Source organism: Thiocapsa sp. (assembly GCF_022340925.1).
Lineage (GTDB): Bacteria > Pseudomonadota > Gammaproteobacteria > Chromatiales > Chromatiaceae > Thiocapsa.
Genome location: NZ_JAJDNA010000075.1, coordinates 1 through 17,665 on the forward strand (window position 1 = coordinate 1; position 17,665 = coordinate 17,665).

Consider the following 17,665-nt stretch of genomic DNA (forward strand, 5'->3'; position numbering starts at 1 on the left):
GCCGTCGTTGCCATCAAGCAGGTGCCCGACACCAGCAACGTGCGGATCAACCCCGAGACCGGCACCCTGATTCGCGAAGGTGTGCCGGCCATCATCAACCCCTATGACGTGCACGCCGTCGAGATGGCGGTGCGACTGAAGGAACGCTTCGGGGGCCGGGTAACCGTGCTGACGATGGGGCCGCCGAAGGCCGCCGAGGCGCTCATCGAATGCGTCGAGCAAGGCGCCGATCGGGCGATCCTGATGACCGACCGCAGATTCGGCGCCGCCGATACGCTAGCCACCTCCTACGTCATTGCCCATGCCGTCCAGGCCATTCAGGCCGACGACCCGGTCGATCTGCTGCTTTTCGGCAAGCAGGCCATTGACGGGGACACGGGCCAGGTTGGCCCGGGAGTGGCAGTCCGGCTGAATCTGCCGCTGATCACCTATGCCGTCCAGATCGAGGCCTTCGACCCCGTGGCCCGCACGGCGATCGTCCACCGCCGCATTGAGCGCGGTATCGAGGTGCTCGAAACCGCGCTGCCCGCCCTGCTGACGGTCGAGAAGGAGATCGCCGCCATTGGGCGGGCGCCGCTGCCCAACCTGGTCCGTGCCGCGCGCTACCAGCCCGAGATCTGGGACGCCGCCGCACCCGTGCCATTCGACGCCGCCAAGATCGGGATCAAAGGCTCGCCCACCGTTGTCGTCAAGGCCTACACGCCGCCGCCCAGGGAGCCAGGTGAGCGGGTGGGCGTGGCCGAGCTCGGCCTAGCCGCGGTCATCAACCGGGCGCTGGACCGTATCGGCGCGGCTGGCGTGCTCGCGGAGCATCCCGAACCCTTGCCTGAGAATCGAGGTGCGGAATGAGGACCGGGCCTGAGGCCGAGGCGCGGCGGGTCTGGGTCCTGATCGAGCAGGAAGAGGGGATGGTCCATCCGGTCTCCTGGGAGCTGCTGGGCACGGCCAGGCGGCTGGCGACCGAGCTCGACAGCGCAAGCGTCGTGGTGGAGGCAATCCTCCTGGGCCACGCGGTCGGCCCCATCGCGCAGGAGGCCTTTCGCTACGGCGCGAGCCGCGTACACCTGATCGATGACCCGGTGTTGGCGGTGTATCGCAATCTGCCCTATGCCGCCGCGATCAGCCGACTGGTGCGGACCTACCGGCCGGAGATCTTCCTGATCGGCGCCACGGCCCTCGGGCGGGACCTTGCCAGCGCCATCGCCACCCGCGTGGAGACAGGGCTCACGGCCGACTGCACCGAGCTGAGGATCGATCCCAAGCTCCAGATCCTGGCCGCCACCCGCCCGACCTTTGGCGGTAACCTCATGGCGACCATCCACTGCCGGACGGACCGACCGCAGATGGCCAGCGTCCGTCCGCGGGTGCTGCCGGTGCCGGAGCCGCTGCCCCAGGCCACCGGGGCGGTCGTGCGCGCACCCCTGGGTATCTCGGAGGAGGAGGTTCCCGTGCGGAGGCTGCGGCTGATACCCGCCCCGCGGCGACTCAATCTGGAGCATGCGGATGTGGTCGTCGCCGGCGGCCGCGGCCTTGGTGGCCCCGACGGCCTGACCCTGCTGGAGGAGCTGGCCGATGCGCTGGGCGGCGTCGTCGGCGTCTCGCGCCCCCTCGTGGACGCCGGCTGGATCGCCGCCGACCACCAGGTCGGGCAGACGGGCAAGACGGTGCGGCCGAAGCTCTATGTCGCCGCCGGCATCTCCGGCGCCGTGCAGCATCGCGTCGGCGTGAGCAACGCGGACTTCATCCTCGCGATCAACACGGATCCCCAGGCGCCCATCTTTCAGATCGCCGACCTCGGCATTGTCGGTGACCTTCATGAGGTGATTCCCGAGCTGATCAAGCAGCTGCGTGAAGGAGCCGGCCATGGCGCCTAAGCTGGCGTTCGACGCCATCGTCGTCGGCGGTGGGCCGGCCGGCACGGCCGCCGCGATCACAATGGCCAAAGGGGGTCTGGACGTCATCCTGATCGAGCGGGGGCGCTTCGCCGGTGCCAAGAACCTGTTCGGCGGGGTGCTCTATACCCATGCCTTGGCCGAGGTCCTGCCCGATTACTGGGAGCGCAAGCCGCCCTTCGAGCGACCGGTGACCGAGCAGGGCTATTGGCTGTTGTCACCCGACAGCGCGGTGCGCATCCTCCACAAGAGCGAGCAATACAAGAGCGAGCCGGCCGAGGCCTATACGGCGCTGCGTGCACGCTTCGATGCCTGGTTTGCCGCTCAGGCGGTGCAGGAAGGCGTGCTCCTGATCGCCAAGACGACCGTGACCGATGTGCTGCGCGATCGCAAAGGACGGGCCGTCGGGGTCGCCACCGACCGACCCGAGGGTGATGTGTATGCCCCGATCCTGGTCATCGCCGAGGGCGTCAACAACCTGCTGACCCAGAAGCTCGGCCTCGCCAGGGGTGACCTGCCCCCTCGCTACGTCGCCCTGTCGGTCAAGGAGGTCGTGGGTCTGCCGGCTCCCGAGATCGAGGCGCGCTTCGGTCTGGCCGGCGCGCACGAGGGTGTCGCGATCGACGTCTTCGGCGATGCCACCTTGGGTCTGCCCGGCACCGCCTTCGTGTACACCGACGCCAAGGCTGTCTCGATCGGGGTGGGTCTCCTGCTGGAAGAGCTCGTCTACCACAAGCTGCGCCCCTACGAGCTGCTGGCCCGCTTCAAGTCGCATCCCGTGGTGCGCCCCTATCTGGCGGGCGGGACCTCGCTGGAGTACGGCGCGCATCTGATCCCGGAGCAGGGCTACGACCGCATGCCCGAGGTCGCGGCAGACGGGGTGCTGGTCGCCGGCGACGCGGCTTGTATGGTGGACGCCCTGCACCGGGAGGGCTCTAACCTCGCCATGACCGCCGGCCGCATGGCGGGCGAGACGGCGCTGGAGGCCCACCGGGAGCATGACTTCTCCGCCCGCTTCCTGCGGGCATACCGCCGCAGGCTGGAGGAAAGCTTCGTCCTCAAGGATCTCCGGCAGTATCGGCGCATGACCGACCTCCTGGACAGCACCCCTGATTTCATTGGGACCTACGTCAACTTCATCAATGAAGCCGCAGGGCGCTATTTTACGGCGCACGGCATTCCCAAGCGCGAGATGGAGGGCGAGATCCTGGGCCTGCTGCGCGAGCGACGCTCCTTCTTCGGCGTCGCCCGGGATATGATGACGCTGCTGCGAGGTATGAGAGGCTGACGATGAAGGCGCGCAAGCACCACCCATTGAGTCCCGAGCTGCAAGCCAGCCTGCCCCGCGTTGATGTGGACAACCTGATCACGTCGGTCAGGTACGATGTCGACGAGGACTTCGCACACCTGTCGATCAAAGACCACAGGGTATGCCAGGGCTGTCCGGCCAAGCCATGCCTGGACTTCTGCCCGGTCGGCGTCTATCGCCTGGACCGGCAGGACCGGGTGATGGTGGGCTATCAGGCCTGCGTCGAGTGCGGCAGCTGCCGGGTGGGCTGTCCCTTGTTCAATATCGGCTGGGCGCTGCCCCGCGGCGGGTACGGCGTCGCCTACAAGTTCGGTTAGGGGTCCCGCGATGCCGTCGTCTTCCATCGAGCAGATCGATCGGGCCGCCCAGACCCTGCTTCAGGCGCTCAGCGAGCACGGCGCCGCCCTGGCGGTCCACCTCGAAGCCGGCCATCTCGAGACCCTCAAGGCGGAGCTGACCACCTTGCGGCAGGCGCTGCTCGGTCTGGAGATGGGTCCCCTCTACTGGGACGCGGCGGGGGATGCAGAGGAGGACAGCGGCGGGGTCAAGGAGCCCGGGCCTTAGGGAAGCACCGAAATATTCGGCTGGACAGGCCGCTGAACATGAAGGAGAGCGGAAACCGCGTTTTCGCTCTCCGTGCTGATTCTCGGCCAGGATAGCCAATAAGTCAGTGTTTGTCCGGACTCTCGCCTGCAACTGCCAACGGGCTCCGCACCGGACGCGTGCCGGGTGCAGGTTGGGCGTGGGCGGACGGGCGCAGGCTGACCGTCGTCATACAGACACCCGTTCGATTCAGCGGACCTCGGTTTCCAACCGCCCGCTTGCCCCCTGGTTGTCCTCCCAGCGCACCGTGATCGAGTCCCCCGCCTTCCCATCCAGGATATCGAAGGACAGATAGGGGTCGGCGGCGACGCCCCAGCCCCAGTCCAGGGTGAGAACAGCTGATCCGTTGTGCTCGCACACCACCTCTCGGATGAAGTGGCGCGGCAGCAGGGCGCCGGTCGCCGGGTGTTTGCGGCTTCCCGTCTCCATCGGGTGGCGCATCAGCACCTTGACGTTGACCAAGCCGTCCTTGAGTCGGGCGCGTATCCGACCGGTGTCTTCGGATGCCATCTTGTCCTCCCGCTCGCAATGAAGGGGGGCGGCGTCAGCCGCCGCAGCCGCCCGCCGTCACCTTGACCGCGCGCACCGCCCGATAGAGCCTGCCCCCGGCCTCCGCGATGGCGATCAGGTCGCCGCTGCCGCCGAGCTTGAAGCGAAGCGCGAGGCGCGGTGCGACGGCAGGGGTGAAGCGCGCCCGGGCCAGCAGCGGGAACGGATTCGAGTCCGACAGCACAGTAATGGATTCCAGACCAGCCAGGTCGGTGCGCACCTCCACCGGCACGTTGCGGCCGTTCTCCGCAATCTCCGGTGCCTCGATGAGGATGCGACTGCTGTCGTCGATCTGGCGCTCGCCGAACAGCAGCCGCTGCGCGTCCGCCATCGCCTCCGCGTGGAAGGCGTCCGTCTGCCAGACGGCCAGGAGTGAGCGGGGGGCAAGGCCCGCCGCCAGGGACGCGGGCGCTGCAGCCATCGCCGCTTGAATGAGACTTCGTCTCTTCATAATGGATCTTCAGAGGTCCCAGTACATTGCTGTTTTATTTAGCTTGTAAGTCCAGGGGAGCCCGGCGTTCTTCCATCCGTTGACCACCCGTTCGCCCTTGTGGGGGCCCTCCTTCGCCGTGTCGCCTTCGAACCCGTCTGTCACCGAATAGACCTGACTGTAGCCGGCCTGGGTCAGGAGGTTGGCGGCCTTCGCGCTGCGGCTTCCGGAGCGGCAGAGAAGATAGATCGGGGTGTCCTTGTCCAGCCCCTTATCGCTCATCAGCTCGTTGACCCTCAGGGTGAACTCGCTGTTCGGCCGAAGCTTGAAGGTCTGCTTCTTGTCGTCCCATTCGTCGAAGCTCCCGGCGGTCATATAGGGGATGTTGGCGGCGGCGATCGTTGGCATCCCCACGAAGGCCACCTCGGCGCGGGTCCGTATGTCGATCAGGATCGCCTTGTCACCGGCCTCTTGGAGCCGCTTGTAGGCGTCGACCGCAGTGACATAAAGCCCGGGCTCGGTCCGTTTCTTCTCGGGCAGTGCCGCGTCGCCGCCCAGCCAGTTGGCGATCGCGCGCAGGGCAGGGGTGTCCGGAGGCGGGTAGCAGCCCTCTTCCTGGGCCTCGCCGACACAGAACTGCTCGTGCATGAAGCGCGTCTTGCCCGACTTCTCGTCGCCGGCAAAGATGGCGACGGCGTTCTCGAACAGATAATCAGCGGATTTGCCGCGCAGGACCGGAGCATACTTGGAGCTGGGATGGACGCCCTCGGGGCCGTGACAGTTGGTGCAGCCGTGCTGCTCGAAGAGCAGCTTCCCCGGGGGCACGGGCGGTGGCTCCGCAGCAAGCGGTGCGCTGATCAGCAGGGTGAGCAGTCCGGTGACGCGTGGCAGCTTCATAGCGATGTCCTCCCGAGCAAGACCAGTCGATGCCGCCGGGGCCCGCCGCGTGGTGGAGGGCCCTTGACCGAATCGAACGTAAGCCAACGGATTCCACCGATTCAAATCAGCACAATTTATGCACGCATTCGCGCAGCTTATAGCGGGGGAAAGTGCTCGGAATTGCGCTGATGTCGCAAAGACCCAAGTTTCCGCGAGTGCCCACGGCCGCCCGCGCCCCTGCCCCCGCGGGATCGGCGGAGCGGGCGAAGTGGGATGCAGAGTGGTCTGCGCCCCGGTTCCACAGGGGGCGCTGCTGGGATGGGGGGTGGCTGGGGCGGCTCACCCCCCGTCAGGTCAGTTTTCGACTGGTTGCGTCAGTACATCCCCACGCCGGCCCCCATCGTCGGAGCGACCAGCTCGATCATCTCGACGCCATTGATGCCCCAACCCGGATCGAGCCGGCAGAAGGCCGCAAGGTGGAAGGGGGTCTCGGCCGTGCCCGGGGGGAGGCCCGCGAGGATATCCTCAACGGAGATCACCCCTTGCGCCACCGTGATCCCGCCGACCTGCTGAAGCGCCAACGGAAGGGTGTAGGTGACATCCTCGCCGTCGATGTAGGTCCCCCACTTCTGATTGAGTACACCGTGGGCGGTGAAAAAGCACGCAGGGTTGACCATGACGGCATCCAGGGTGTTCTGGAGGTACACCTGGATCAGCCAGTCTCTCGGGCTTGTCGCGTCTGGCAGGTCGGGGATGTACGCGTCGATCGGACAGATGGCCCACGTCCTCTCACCCTCGGGCGGATTCATCAGAAAGTGCTCGTGCCACCGCATCCTTTCGGCCTGGGCGAGGAACGGGGCAACGCAGGACGACGGGTGCATGAAGTACGCTTCCTGCGCGACCGCGTCGATCTGGGATGTCGCGCCGACCAAGGTTAGGACGACGCCGGCAACCCCCGTGGAAAAGGCTTTCGTGTTCATGCTTGCCTCTGCCTCTCGGGCGGTTGATTGAAATGACGCAGCATTGACGGGGTGGACGTCACCTCGACAGGTAGAGCTCGATGACAGTCCGCCCCTTCTCGGTGCGGCGGACGCTCTGCATCCGACGCACCGGTTGCTCTTTCTGCGCCGCAAGAGCCATCAATTCGTACTTCGCCATTGCCAATTCCGGATCGTTCGGATCGGCGACCGGGACGCTCCAGGTCACCAGGCAGGTCGTCACCCTGCAATCGGTCGTGAGGGCACCGTCGAACCTCGCGAAGAAGGGTTCCGCTTCGTATGCCCGCGTGATCTCGTCCGCCGTGCGCTTGCCCCATTCGCTTGAATTGGATTCCGTCTCGAAGGTCGCCACGAGTGCGAGCCCGCGCTGCGGGGCGTTCGAGGCGGACTCCCGCCGGTGTGGGGTTGCTCCCCCCGGCGCAGGCCCCGGCCGGAACTGCGCCCCGACATCGGCACCTGGAGTAGGGGGGGGATGGATCTGTTGCGTCGGATCGGCGGCAGCGCGGGGGGCATGCTTGACCTTCCCGCCTGCTCCTTCCGTGATTGAAGATGGGGAGGTGACCCCTTCGAGCCTTCGAAGCACGGCTTCCAGGCGCTCGGCTTGCCGTTCTGCGAGAACGATCTGCGCTTCAAGCCGGATTTGCTGGGCGGCCAGACGGTGGTCAACGGAGACGAGGATAGAACTCAACCCAACCACCGCGGCGGCAGCCAACATCAAAACGGCGATCGTGGACTTGAGCCTCACCGCTGCTCTCCGCCTTCAGCGACAACGACCGCCGACCGAACAGCCCCATGTTGCGGTCACCGCTCCTCGCGGACATCACTGAGCGGAACATCCCGTCCTGCCCATGCTTTTGACCAGCCGGATGGGTGCCACCAGACACACCGCCGGCGAAGAGTCCCTTTCACTAATAAACTTAGCACACGAGCGGGAATTGGAGATTCCGGCAGCGTCTGGTTCTGGCGGATGGCCAAAAAAAAGGCCAGGCTGTTGGCCTGACCCCTTGCATCTCTCTGGTACCGAGGGCCGGACTCGAACCGGCACGGTGTTGCCACCGTCAGATTTTGAGTCTGATGCGTCTACCAGTTTCGCCACCCCGGCAATGCGACGCAAGAGTATACGCGCCGCGGCGGAAAATCCATATGTGACGGATACGTCATCGTTCCTCGAAGCCGGCGAGGCGATAGAGGCGACCGGCTTCCTCCGGGTCCTTGTCCACGCCGTGGCCCTGCTCGTACATCATGGCGAGCGTGGTCAGAGAGCCGACCAGGCCCTGCTCCGCCGCCTTCGTGAACCAGAGTACGGCCTTCTCGGGGTTCTTGTCGGTGCACTCGCCCTCCATGTACATGAAACCCAGGCCATGCTGGGCGAGCGCAATACCGGCCTCCGCGGCACGTTTCATGTAGGTGTAGGCGAGCAGCGGGTTCGGCAGCATGCCCAAGCCGTTCTGGGCCATGATCGCCATCCGGTACTGGGCGTCCGCGTTGCCCTGCTCGGCAAGCGGCGACAGAAGACCTGCAGCGCGGGAAAACTGTTTGGACTCGAAGGCCGTAACGCCACTGGAAAGCGCCATGTCCAGGTCGCTGATCTCTTCGCTCATGTCGTTGCTCCTCTAAATGTTTCTCTGTGAAGCCCGGATGCAGCGCAGCGGGATCCGGGTCGGTACGGCGAGTCCGATATCGTCGGCCAGGCCATCTGCGGTCGGATGGGGCTCAGACCGATGTCATGGGGAGGTTGACGAAGTCCAGCCACTGCTGCATCAGGGTCTCGTCGGCCGCCGCGATCGCGAGCCTGGGCGACAGGCTGAGTGTGACCGCCTCTGCGGCACCACGGCCTTCGTACAGTCGCGACGCCGCGCCGGCCTCTTTGGCGATCAGGCGCCCGGCGGCATAGTCCCAGAGCTTCTGGCCGCCATGGAGATAGAGCTGGTAGCGACCAGCCGCGAGCCAGCTCCAGTCCAGCGCGACCGACCCCAGGTTGCGCTGCGACCGGAAGCCGCCGGAACGGAACAGCGCGGGAACGCGCTCTGGAGGGAGTCGCTTCATGTCGATCATCGCCAGGCAATCGCCGAGCGTTGGGCCCGGCGATGCGGTGTGGATCGGTTCACCGTTCAGATACGCGCCCCCGCCGAGCACGGCGGAGAAGCACTCGTCGCGGACCGGATCCAGGATGACGCCCAAGGTCGCTCGACCCCGCTCGACGAAGGCCAATGAGATGGCGAAGCCGGGGAAGCCGCAGGCATAGTTGCTCGTGCCGTCCAGCGGGTCCAGGATCCAGACACCCGTTTCGGCCTCGCCCAGGAGGCGCTGCTGATCGTCGCGGGTCATTTCCTCCCCGAGCAGCGGGGTACTCGGGAAGTCGCGCGCGATGGCCTCGACCAGACGTGCCTGGGTCGCCAAATCGGCCTCGGTCACGAGGCTCCCGTCGGCCTTGCGCTCGGCCAGGATGCGGTGGAAGCGCGGCATGATCTCGGTTGCGGCAACCTCTCGCAGGAGGTCGCCGATCTGACTGGGGTCCGGGGTCATCTGAAGTTTCTCCGCGCCGGCAGCGCCGAACGGGCTCGCGTGGTGCTTGGTTGCCCATAACAGGTGAGGTGATCCCGGCGGGGTTGCAACCGCCGGGTTCCCGTCATCCACCGGCGGGTGTCCTGCCGGTCGAGCGAGTTGCACCCAGCGCCGCAGGAGACCGCGGGGCGCTGCAGAGTCGCGCTCCCGGACCTGCGCGCCGCCGGCGGTTGCGGCCGCAAGCCACTCATCGGGCGGGATAACATCACCCGGCGGGGCGCGCCGATGACCGACCGGTCTGCATGTCCCCCGGTGGTGAAACTGCGTTACCCTTAGCGAGCGGAGTGATCCGAACCCACGACGAGGAGTGCGCCGATGCCCCTACAACCCGTTATCCTTTCCGGCGGCTCCGGAACGCGGCTCTGGCCGCTCTCGCGCGAGGCCTATCCCAAGCAGTTCTTACCGCTCACCAGCGACCACACCATGCTCCAGGAGACGGTCCGGCGCCTGGATGGGCTCGACGCGGAGCACCCGCGCCAGGGGATCGGTCAAATCGCCCCGATCGTCGTCTGTAACGAGGCGCATCGCTTCCTGGTCGCCGAGCAGCTGCGCCTCATGGACCGGCGCGCGGCGGAGATCATCCTCGAGCCGAAGGGGCGGAACACGGCGCCCGCATTGACCCTTGCGGCGCTGGCCGCGACCCGGGGTGGGGCGGACCCGGTCCTGCTGGTGATGCCGGCCGATCATACCATCCGCAACGAGGCGGGCTTTCGGAGCGCGGTAGCCGATGCCTATCTGATCGCGCGCGAGGGCGCGGTGGTGACGTTCGGGATCGTGCCGAGCAAGGCCGAGACGGGCTACGGGTATATCCGGCAGGGGGATCGATACGAGACCGAGGGGGTCGCCGGTCGCGCCTACCTGCTCAATGGCTTTGTCGAGAAGCCGGATGGCGAGACCGCCGAAGGGTATCTGGCTTCCGGCCAGTACCTCTGGAACAGCGGCATCTTCGTCCTCAAGGCATCGGTATGGCTGGGATTGATCGAGCGGTTTCGGGCGGATATCGCCCGGGCGGTCGTCGCGGCATTCGACGGGGCACGCGACGATGGCGATTTTCGACGACTCGATGTCGACCGGTTCGCGGCCTGCCCGAGTGACTCGATCGACTACGCGGTGATGGAACCGCTCGCGGGTGACAGCTCCGCGGAGGGACCACCGGCGGTTGTCGTGCCCCTGGACGTCGGCTGGTCGGACGTGGGCGCCTGGTCCGCGCTCTGGGAGGTCCGTGAGCAGGATGCCGCGGGCAATGTGCTCGATGGCGATGCGTTCGTCCATGATGCCCGGGACAACCTGCTCATCGCCCGTCACCGCATGCTTGCCGCGATCGGGGTCGAGAATCTGATCGTGGTGGAGACCCCGGATGCGGTCCTGGTGGCGACCAAGGAGCGTGCCCAGGATGTCAAGGCCGTCACCCAGTTCCTGCAACGCGAGCAGCGCAACGAATACCGCCACCACCAGCGTGTCCACCGTCCCTGGGGATCCTACGAGTCGATCGGCCAGGGGCCGCGCTACCAGGTCAAGCGGCTGATCGTGAAGCCCGGGGAGTCTTTGTCGCTGCAGATGCACCACCACCGCGCCGAGCACTGGATCGTCGTCTCCGGGACCGCGCGTGTGACCTGCGACGAACGCTCCTTTCTGCTCACCGAGAATCAGTCGACCTACATCCCGGTGGGATCCTCGCACCGCCTCGAGAACCCGGGCACCATTGTGTTGGAGCTGATCGAGGTCCAGTCAGGGACCTATCTCGGCGAAGACGACATCGTGCGCTTCGAGGACCGATACAATCGGGGTGCGACCGAGGCGCATTGAGCCGAACACGCGGGGAAATGCCGGGCCTTTCCGGCGGACGCCTGACCCGCAGGCCCCGGCTCGGCGCGCCGCTTGGGCGGACGCACAACGTCCGATCCACCGCGCAGGGGCGCGTCGTCTGGCGTGCGACGCGTTCGGTCTTGTATTATCGCGGGCTTTTCCGCACGGACCCTCGCCATGGGATTCAAATGTGGGATCGTCGGTCTCCCGAACGTCGGCAAATCGACCCTGTTCAACGCCCTGACGAAGGCGACGATCGCCGCGGAGAACTACCCCTTCTGCACCATCGACCCGAACGTCGGTGTGGTCCCGCTTCCGGACCCCCGTCTCGACGTCATTGCCGCCATCGTCAAGCCCCAGAAGGTCATCCCGACCACCATGCAATTCGTGGACATCGCGGGTCTGGTGGCCGGTGCCTCCAAGGGCGAAGGTCTGGGAAACAAGTTCCTGGCGAATATCCGTGAGACGGACGCCATTGCCCACGTGGTGCGCTGCTTCGAGGACGAGGACGTGGTGCATGTCGCAGGGCAGGTGAACCCGCTCCGGGATATCGAGGTGATCAACACCGAGCTGGCGCTCGCCGACCTCGATTCGGTGGAGAAGGCGCTGGACCGGGCCGAGCGCATGGCCAAGACCGGCGACAAGAAGGTGCTCGCCCGTAAGGGGCTGCTGGAGCAGGCTCGTGCCCATCTCGACGCCGGTCGACCCATCCGATCCATGGGATTGGACCAGGAGGCGCAGCGCGAGCTCCGCGATCTCTTTCTCCTGACCGCAAAACCGACACTCTATATCGCCAACGTCGCGGAGGACGGACTCGTCGACAACCCCAGCCTGGACCAGGTGAAGGCACTCGCGGCGGAGGAGGGCGCGGAGGTCGTGCCGGTGTGCGCCGCGATCGAGGCGGAGATCTTCGAGCTCGATGACCAGGAGCGGGATGCGTTTCTGGCCGAGCTGGGCCTCTCCGAGCCGGGTCTGAACCGTGTGGTTCGGGCCGGCTATCGGCTGCTTGGACTGGAGACCTATTTCACCGCCGGCCCCAAGGAGGTGCGGGCCTGGACCATCCCTGCCGGTGTGCGGGCCCCGCAGGCTGCGGGGGTGATCCACACGGACTTCGAGCGCGGCTTCATCCGTGCCGAGGTGATCGCCTACGATGATTTCGTCGCCTACAGGGGTGAGCAGGGCGCCAAGGAGGCGGGCAAGCTGCGTTCCGAGGGGAAGGACTATGTCGTGCAGGACGGCGACGTGATCCACTTCAGGTTCAACGTCTAGGAGCCTGTCGGACCTGAGGCCGGTCGATCCTCGCGACAACGGTCGAGCCGAAGAGGCGCGAGGCTCCCGAGGGCTGAAGCGGATGTCCCGCACCTGGGGGTCATCCCCGGGGGTGGACAGGATCCGCGGCACCCGGACAGATCTCCGCGATCTGCCTGCGCATCGCCTGCCAATGACTGCCCTTCCAATAGACCCGGCCGCAGCCCTCGCACAGCCAATAGTCGTGAAGCGAGCGGCGAACGGCGGGCGGCACCCGGTCCCGGACGGCGCTGGGCGCGACCGCGACCAGGGAGCTGTTGCAGGCGATGCAGCGGCTGAACGGTCTGATTTCCGCGCACAGCTGCAGCCGTTCCACCAGGTACGCGAGCTGGGATCGGGTCGATCCGGGCCTGAGGTAGCAGCCGTGCGTGACCGCCCGGCGCATCAGCAGCTGGCGGTCGCGCGACAAGAGGATCCGGTGCTCCCGGCCGGCCACGGCCGCGAGCTCGACGTCGCCCAGGTCGTTGTGCCAAAGGGTATCGAACCCCAGCATGCGCAGTCGCCTGGCCAAGGCACCGAGATGGGCATCGGCCAAGAAGCGGATCTCCCGCAGGGCATTCGGCCTCACCCGCAGCACCGATCGCACGTCGAAGGCTTCGAACATGGGGTAGACGGCGATGCGCTCGCCGTCGCCGACCCTGGTCTCGAGGTCGATGGACTCCCCATCGCGCATGATCAGCTCGATCTCGGTGTGGGGCACCCCGCAGATCTCGATCAGATGGCGGACCGGTGCCGGGGCATCAAACGACATCCTCCAATCGCGCTGACGGCGCGCAGGCGGGAGGAAGTCGTTCAGCTCGGCATAGAATCGCAAGGTCGCCTGGCTCATGCCCCGATGATCGCACCCTTCGGGACCAACGGGCAGCTCACGGGCTCAGTAGCGGTAGGCCGATTCGATCCGTCCGCGCGTCAGCACGCCGTAGATGCGATTGATCCCGGGCGCGGTCATCCGCTGGACGTACAGCGCCTCCGCACCGCGGGACTGCAGGAGATCCAGGGCCTCCTGCAAGGTCGCCTGCAGGTGCACCGGGGCGAGCTCCAGCCGCTCCGCCGGGATCGCGAGCAGATCGATCTCTTTTGTCCGCTCGTCCAGCGACAGGGCGCTGGCCACGGCGATTCCGGGCAGCAGGTAAGCGGGTGCCCCGTCCGCATCCACGATAATCCACTCGGGTCCGTCCCGGACCAGACGCTCGGCCTCGTCCCGGCTCAGGACGGCGTCGTGACGCGCGAAGCTCGTGTTCATGGCCCCCGCGACGCCGCTGCGTCGAAGCAGGTGAACCACCGGGTTGGAGCGGTAGTCCAGCCCGTTTGCCCGCAGCGTCGTGAGGAAGATCGAGTCCTTGCCGAAGACCTCCTTGCTGGTCAGCCCGGCCAGGATGATCGCCAGCATGCCCGGCATGATGACGCCGGGGCTGTGGGTGAGCTCGACGATCGCGGTCAATCCCGCCAACGGCGCCTGGAGACTGGCGCCCATCATCGCACCCATCCCGAGCAGGGCGTAGAAGCTGGCCTGTCCGGGGTCGATGCCCGCGAAGGCCGCTGCTGCCACACCGGTGAGGTTGCCGATGACGGCACCCATGAAGAGCGCCGGTCCGATGGTGCCGCCGGGGATTCCCAGACCGGCGCTGGCGGACGTGGCGACCAGCTTGAACAGGAGCAACACCGCCAGAAACACCCAGGGCAGGGGTGCGGTGAGCACGGCGCTCAGCGTGTCGTACCCGAGCCCCATCACCTCGGGTACCAGGGCGCCGGTGATCCCGGCCACGACCCCGGCCACACAGACGCGCCCGAAGAAGCCGAGCCGCTTGCCCCAGCCGGCGATCGTCTGCAGCGCTTGGATATAGGCCGCCGAGAGTCCACCGGCAAGCAGCCCGAGGAGGATCACCGGCAGCAGATCCGAGAGCGCATAGAGCACGAAGGGCGGGATCTCGAGCACGGCTGCGCTGCCGAAGACGGCGACCGACACGGCATTGGCGCTGACCGCGGCCAGGATGATCGGAACGAAGCTCGCGACCCGGTATTCCAGCGCCAGGACCTCGAGCGCGAAGATGACACCCGCGAGCGGCGTATTGAACGAGGCCGAGATGCCCGCCGCGGTTCCGCAGGCCGCCATGTTGCGGATGCTGTTGTTGGGGATCGCCAGGGCCTGGCCGAGCAGACTGCCGCTGGCGGCCCCGAGAAAGACATGCGGTCCCTCGCGGCCGACCGAATGGCCGCTGACGATGGCAATCGCGGCGCCGAGGAACTGCATCACGAAGCCGCGCCACGTCATGTGCCCCTGATAGTACTCCATGCGCTCCATGACGCGGGCGACGCCCAGGACTTGGATGCCGTGCGCGAAACGAACGAACAGGAGTCCGATCAGCACCGCTCCGATCAGGGGGAGCACCAGACGCAAGGCCGTCGGGAGCGCCTCGTAGTTCTCGCCGTGCCCGGGGAGCATGGCCGACTGGGACCCCTCGACAGCGAGACGGAAGGCGACGATCACGACCCCGGTGGCGAGGCCGGTCAGGAGCCCCAGAACAGTGGGCCAAAAGAGCGCGTCCTGACGCGACAGGCGCAATCGCAGTGACTCCAGGGCTCGGTGCGCCCATTGACCGTGGCGTCCAGTGCGCATCAGGTCGGGTCGGGCACGTCAGCCGGATCGCACAGACACCGGGCCTGAGCGCTGGGAAAATCCGTCGTTCGCCGGTATATCATTGGGTCTCCGATATCATATAGGCGAGGAGGTGCTGTGATGGAGAAGGCGCACGAGGGCCACGAGATCTGGGTCTTCATGACCCTGGTGGTCGGGTTTGCCCTGTCTTTTCTGATCGCCGTGGTGCCCCATTTCGACGGTGCCTACCGGCTCGAGGCCCTGATGCTGGCGGCCTGGATGATCCCCTATACGGTCCTGTCGGTGATCGTCTGGTTCCTGCGCGGCCCGGTGCGTTTGCGCGCCCTCTCGGCCGTGGTCGGTATCCAACTGCTGACGGCGCTGCTCCAGCGCGGCCTGCTCGGCGGGCCGGATGGCATGCTCATGTATCTGGTGCCGCTTCTGACCGCGGTGGCGCTGGTGGTTCTGGCGCCGCAGATCCTGGGCCGACCGACCGACGGTCTGCTGGGTCCGCTGCTCAAACGGGTCGTCAAGAGGCCCTGACGGGGGCCGGCGCAGCGACGGTGTCGTCGCCCCGTTCGATGCTCCGTCAGCCGCCGCCCGCGGTCGAGATGGCTCGCGCCGGGCGCAGATTCTCGACGATGTCGAGGTTCTCCAGCTCCGCCGCCCGCTCGGGCGCGTAGCCCAAGCGGCGGTAATCCAGGATGCCATCCGGCGAATGGCACTCGATGCAGTCGCGCCCCTCCGCCTGGATTCCGTGGTTGACCATCAATGAGCCCATCTGGCGCATCCAGCGGGGCTCGACACGCTGGAGCTCGTCCCCGACCAGTGGGTAGTCGGTGTTCCAGCCCCCCTCCACCCCGAAGTACGCCATGAACTCGTCCATCATGTAGAGCTTGAAGGGCGTCTGGTACATGCGCACCACGATCGGGTCGCGAATCGCCTGCTTGACCGATGCCTTGCTGTCGCCGGTCTCGTAATAGGTCGCGTAGTCGAAGGGCAGGATCATGGCGCCGAACGGCCCCTGATTGCCCAGGTCTTCGTACATCATCGCGTTGAAGAGCTTGAAGGGGTAGATTCGGCTTTCGCCGTCGTTCATGTGCGCACGCAGGTTGCGCTCGAGCATCGTGCGGCGCTGCTCCAGCTGCTCGGGCGAGAGCTGTGACAGCGGGTCGGTCGCCGCGCGGACGTAAGCGTCGGCGTCGATGTCCGGGTAGTGTGCCTTGAGCTCGATCGCCCGCGCACGCACGGCTGCGATGATCTCGGGATCCTCGATGCGGGCGAGCTGCTGCATCAAGGGGTCGTAATCGTCCGAGCCGTTCGGGTTGTTGCCCAGGGCGTTGGCGAGGAAGGTGCCGTTGCCGTTGAACCAGAGGAAGGTGAACCCCTTGTTGACCGCCCCGGACCGATAGATGTCGGTAGGCTCGAAGATGCCTTCCTCGGCGTCCCAGGTGGGATGCACCCAGTCACGCAGCACCACGTTGCTGTCCTCTAGCTCCTTGATGTGACAGGTCTCGCAGGCGATCCGGGCGATATGTCCGTTGAGCAGGGCCTTGTGCTCGGAGCGGTTGTGCGGGGCGAGCGAGTGACAGGTCTCGCAGGAGACCTCCCGATCGGGCAGGTCGTTGGCCACCAGATCGACGCCCATCCGACCGCGCGGGATCTTGTGACCCGTCGGTACGTGGCAGTCGGTGCAGTGCAGGCCGGCCGCGGCATGCACGTCGTCGGCCGGGCTGAACGGGTTGCCGCGCTTCGCGCCCCGATGCAGCAGGCGCCGGTGACGCTCGCCGAGGGCCTGGGCCGCCTCGTTGTGCAGGTAGACGTCGCCGCCCATGTTGTGCTGGTGACAGTTCAGACAGTTATGCGTCGTCGCGCGCCCCACGGTCAGGGCGGCGCGCAGGCTGCGATCCTGATTCCAACGCAGCCCCACGTCGTCGCGGATCACGTAGCGTTGGTTCATGTCGTAGGCGGCGGCGTGACAGATCAGACAGTCGATCCCGTCCTTGGCCTCGCCGGGAACGTCGCCGATCGGCATCATCTTCTCGGTCGCCGGCTGGTAGTTGCCACCGATGTGGCACTGGCCGCACCCCTCGCTGCGCAGCTCGACCTCCCCGTGGGCCGATTCGGGGCGACTTTCCACGAGCGCCGACCACCCGGTCCAGGAGAAGCTGCCCGGGATCCCGCACGCGCGATTGATCTTGCCCACCGGGATGGGCCGGGCGCCTTCGGCGTTCACCTCGCGACCGTCGTAACCGAAGGTCGAGAAGCCCCCGCCGGTATCGCTCTGGAACTTGAAATGCACCGAGTTGACGATGTCCTCCAGGGTGTTGACCTCCGAGGTCCGTCCGTCGGCATGTCGGACCTGGATGGTCGCGTGGCACTGGAGGCAGGTTTGCGGGCCGTCGTACCGGCGGATGCCCGCATCACGGAAGTATTGGATGTGTGAGGGCTCGTGCTCACGCACAAAGGACGGCGTGCTCATCAGCATCTCGACCTTGACCTTGCGCGCGAAGGCGTTGTCATCCTGTCCCACGATCGCCGCGGCGGCCTGGTAACGCGCGGCCTGGGTGAGTGATTGCGCCAGGGCCTCGTACTCCTCGTCGCTGACCATCTGGCTGCTGGCATAGCTCAGAGGTGCGTTTGACTTGCCTACATAGGCATCGAAGACGACCGGATAGACCAGCTTGTAGAGGGCGATCAGGGTCACCAGGCCGATCGCGGCGGCGATGA

18 protein-coding genes and 1 tRNA gene are annotated in these 17,665 nt (G+C 66.5%); 8 read left to right on the top strand and 11 right to left on the bottom strand.

Features of this window, described 5'->3' with window-relative positions; translation table 11 throughout:
* The 5 genes from LJE61_RS09305 to LJE61_RS09325 form a co-directional block, all read left to right on the top strand.
* The coding region (locus LJE61_RS09305) for an electron transfer flavoprotein subunit beta/FixA family protein (protein ID WP_296918227.1) at positions 1–849 on the top strand (849 nt) is incomplete at its 5' end.
* Complete coding sequence (locus LJE61_RS09310; RefSeq protein ID WP_296913516.1) at positions 846–1,874, top strand: electron transfer flavoprotein subunit alpha/FixB family protein; 1,029 nt, start codon at positions 846–848, stop codon at positions 1,872–1,874. The genes LJE61_RS09305 and LJE61_RS09310, both read left to right, overlap by 4 nt.
* Entirely contained in the window at positions 1,864–3,180 is a 1,317-nt protein-coding gene (locus LJE61_RS09315) for an FAD-dependent oxidoreductase (RefSeq protein ID WP_296913513.1), read from the top strand. Before LJE61_RS09310 ends, LJE61_RS09315 begins: the two co-directional genes overlap by 11 nt.
* Before the next feature lie 2 nt (positions 3,181–3,182).
* The gene (locus tag LJE61_RS09320; protein WP_296918229.1) at positions 3,183–3,518 is read left to right on the top strand and encodes a ferredoxin family protein; all 336 of its coding nucleotides are present in this window, start codon (positions 3,183–3,185) and stop codon (positions 3,516–3,518) included.
* Between the two features lie 10 nt (positions 3,519–3,528).
* A complete protein-coding gene (locus LJE61_RS09325) occupies positions 3,529–3,765 on the top strand; it encodes a hypothetical protein (protein WP_296918231.1) in 237 nt (78 codons plus the stop codon).
* A gap of 228 nt (positions 3,766–3,993) precedes the next feature.
* Here the strand turns inward: LJE61_RS09325 and soxZ are convergent, their stop codons facing one another.
* The 8 genes from soxZ to LJE61_RS09365 all read right to left on the bottom strand — a co-directional run bounded on the left by soxZ (position 3,994) and on the right by LJE61_RS09365 (position 9,186).
* The gene (soxZ, locus tag LJE61_RS09330) at positions 3,994–4,314 is read right to left on the bottom strand and encodes a thiosulfate oxidation carrier complex protein SoxZ (RefSeq protein WP_296918233.1); all 321 of its coding nucleotides are present in this window, start codon (positions 4,312–4,314) and stop codon (positions 3,994–3,996) included.
* 34 nt (positions 4,315–4,348) lie between these two features.
* A complete protein-coding gene (soxY, locus tag LJE61_RS09335; RefSeq protein ID WP_296918235.1) occupies positions 4,349–4,804 on the bottom strand; it encodes a thiosulfate oxidation carrier protein SoxY in 456 nt (151 codons plus the stop codon).
* Between the two features lie 9 nt (positions 4,805–4,813).
* The gene (locus LJE61_RS09340) at positions 4,814–5,680 is read right to left on the bottom strand and encodes a rhodanese-like domain-containing protein (protein ID WP_296918237.1); all 867 of its coding nucleotides are present in this window, start codon (positions 5,678–5,680) and stop codon (positions 4,814–4,816) included.
* 356 nt (positions 5,681–6,036) lie between these two features.
* The gene (locus LJE61_RS09345) at positions 6,037–6,642 is read right to left on the bottom strand and encodes a hypothetical protein (RefSeq protein WP_296918239.1); all 606 of its coding nucleotides are present in this window, start codon (positions 6,640–6,642) and stop codon (positions 6,037–6,039) included.
* Positions 6,643–6,700: 58 nt separating this feature from the next.
* Positions 6,701–7,375: a hypothetical protein gene (locus LJE61_RS09350; RefSeq protein WP_296918241.1), complete on the bottom strand. Its 675-nt coding sequence runs from the start codon at positions 7,373–7,375 to the stop codon at positions 6,701–6,703.
* A 300-nt stretch (positions 7,376–7,675) separates the two neighbouring features.
* Positions 7,676–7,762, bottom strand: a tRNA-Leu gene (locus LJE61_RS09355).
* Positions 7,763–7,817: 55 nt separating this feature from the next.
* Positions 7,818–8,261 carry a tetratricopeptide repeat protein gene (locus LJE61_RS09360; RefSeq protein ID WP_296913510.1) on the bottom strand — a complete coding sequence of 148 codons (444 nt, stop codon included), beginning with the start codon at positions 8,259–8,261 and terminating at the stop codon, positions 7,818–7,820.
* A 112-nt stretch (positions 8,262–8,373) separates the two neighbouring features.
* Positions 8,374–9,186, bottom strand: coding sequence for an inositol monophosphatase family protein (locus LJE61_RS09365; protein ID WP_296913508.1), 813 nt, complete (start codon positions 9,184–9,186; stop codon positions 8,374–8,376).
* Between the two features lie 354 nt (positions 9,187–9,540).
* Between LJE61_RS09365 and LJE61_RS09370 the strand changes: the two genes are divergently transcribed.
* Complete coding sequence (locus LJE61_RS09370) at positions 9,541–11,031, top strand: mannose-1-phosphate guanylyltransferase/mannose-6-phosphate isomerase (protein WP_296913505.1); 1,491 nt, start codon at positions 9,541–9,543, stop codon at positions 11,029–11,031.
* 177 nt (positions 11,032–11,208) lie between these two features.
* Positions 11,209–12,300, top strand: a complete 1,092-nt coding sequence (ychF, locus tag LJE61_RS09375; RefSeq protein ID WP_296913502.1) for a redox-regulated ATPase YchF — start codon at positions 11,209–11,211, stop codon at positions 12,298–12,300.
* A 100-nt stretch (positions 12,301–12,400) separates the two neighbouring features.
* On the opposite strand, the gene LJE61_RS09380 is transcribed toward ychF, so the two are convergent.
* Together LJE61_RS09380 and LJE61_RS09385 are read right to left on the bottom strand one after the other, a co-directional pair.
* Positions 12,401–13,168 carry a Mut7-C RNAse domain-containing protein gene (locus tag LJE61_RS09380; RefSeq protein ID WP_296913498.1) on the bottom strand — a complete coding sequence of 256 codons (768 nt, stop codon included), beginning with the start codon at positions 13,166–13,168 and terminating at the stop codon, positions 12,401–12,403.
* Between the two features lie 45 nt (positions 13,169–13,213).
* A complete protein-coding gene (locus LJE61_RS09385) occupies positions 13,214–14,902 on the bottom strand; it encodes a chloride channel protein (RefSeq protein WP_296913495.1) in 1,689 nt (562 codons plus the stop codon).
* Between the two features lie 174 nt (positions 14,903–15,076).
* On the opposite strand from LJE61_RS09385, the gene LJE61_RS09390 reads away from it, so the two are divergent.
* Positions 15,077–15,478, top strand: coding sequence for a hypothetical protein (locus tag LJE61_RS09390; protein WP_296913492.1), 402 nt, complete (start codon positions 15,077–15,079; stop codon positions 15,476–15,478).
* A gap of 46 nt (positions 15,479–15,524) precedes the next feature.
* Here LJE61_RS09390 and LJE61_RS09395 read toward each other — a convergent pair whose 3' ends face one another.
* On the bottom strand, positions 15,525–17,663 hold the full coding sequence (locus LJE61_RS09395; RefSeq protein WP_296918243.1) for a multiheme c-type cytochrome: 2,139 nt from the start codon (positions 17,661–17,663) through the stop codon (positions 15,525–15,527).
* Positions 17,664–17,665 lie beyond the last annotated feature (2 nt).

Coding starts and splice junctions, on each gene's coding strand:
- LJE61_RS09310 (WP_296913516.1), top strand. CDS start 846: ATGAGGACCGGGCCTGAGGCCGAGGCGCGGCGGGTCTGGGTCCTGATC.
- LJE61_RS09315 (WP_296913513.1), top strand. CDS start 1,864: ATGGCGCCTAAGCTGGCGTTCGACGCCATCGTCGTCGGCGGTGGGCCG.
- LJE61_RS09320 (WP_296918229.1), top strand. CDS start 3,183: ATGAAGGCGCGCAAGCACCACCCATTGAGTCCCGAGCTGCAAGCCAGC.
- LJE61_RS09325 (WP_296918231.1), top strand. CDS start 3,529: ATGCCGTCGTCTTCCATCGAGCAGATCGATCGGGCCGCCCAGACCCTG.
- soxZ (WP_296918233.1), bottom strand. CDS start 4,314: ATGGCATCCGAAGACACCGGTCGGATACGCGCCCGACTCAAGGACGGC.
- soxY (WP_296918235.1), bottom strand. CDS start 4,804: ATGAAGAGACGAAGTCTCATTCAAGCGGCGATGGCTGCAGCGCCCGCG.
- LJE61_RS09340 (WP_296918237.1), bottom strand. CDS start 5,680: ATGAAGCTGCCACGCGTCACCGGACTGCTCACCCTGCTGATCAGCGCA.
- LJE61_RS09345 (WP_296918239.1), bottom strand. CDS start 6,642: ATGAACACGAAAGCCTTTTCCACGGGGGTTGCCGGCGTCGTCCTAACC.
- LJE61_RS09350 (WP_296918241.1), bottom strand. CDS start 7,375: ATGTTGGCTGCCGCCGCGGTGGTTGGGTTGAGTTCTATCCTCGTCTCC.
- LJE61_RS09360 (WP_296913510.1), bottom strand. CDS start 8,261: ATGAGCGAAGAGATCAGCGACCTGGACATGGCGCTTTCCAGTGGCGTT.
- LJE61_RS09365 (WP_296913508.1), bottom strand. CDS start 9,186: ATGACCCCGGACCCCAGTCAGATCGGCGACCTCCTGCGAGAGGTTGCC.
- LJE61_RS09370 (WP_296913505.1), top strand. CDS start 9,541: ATGCCCCTACAACCCGTTATCCTTTCCGGCGGCTCCGGAACGCGGCTC.
- ychF (WP_296913502.1), top strand. CDS start 11,209: ATGGGATTCAAATGTGGGATCGTCGGTCTCCCGAACGTCGGCAAATCG.
- LJE61_RS09380 (WP_296913498.1), bottom strand. CDS start 13,168: ATGAGCCAGGCGACCTTGCGATTCTATGCCGAGCTGAACGACTTCCTC.
- LJE61_RS09390 (WP_296913492.1), top strand. CDS start 15,077: ATGGAGAAGGCGCACGAGGGCCACGAGATCTGGGTCTTCATGACCCTG.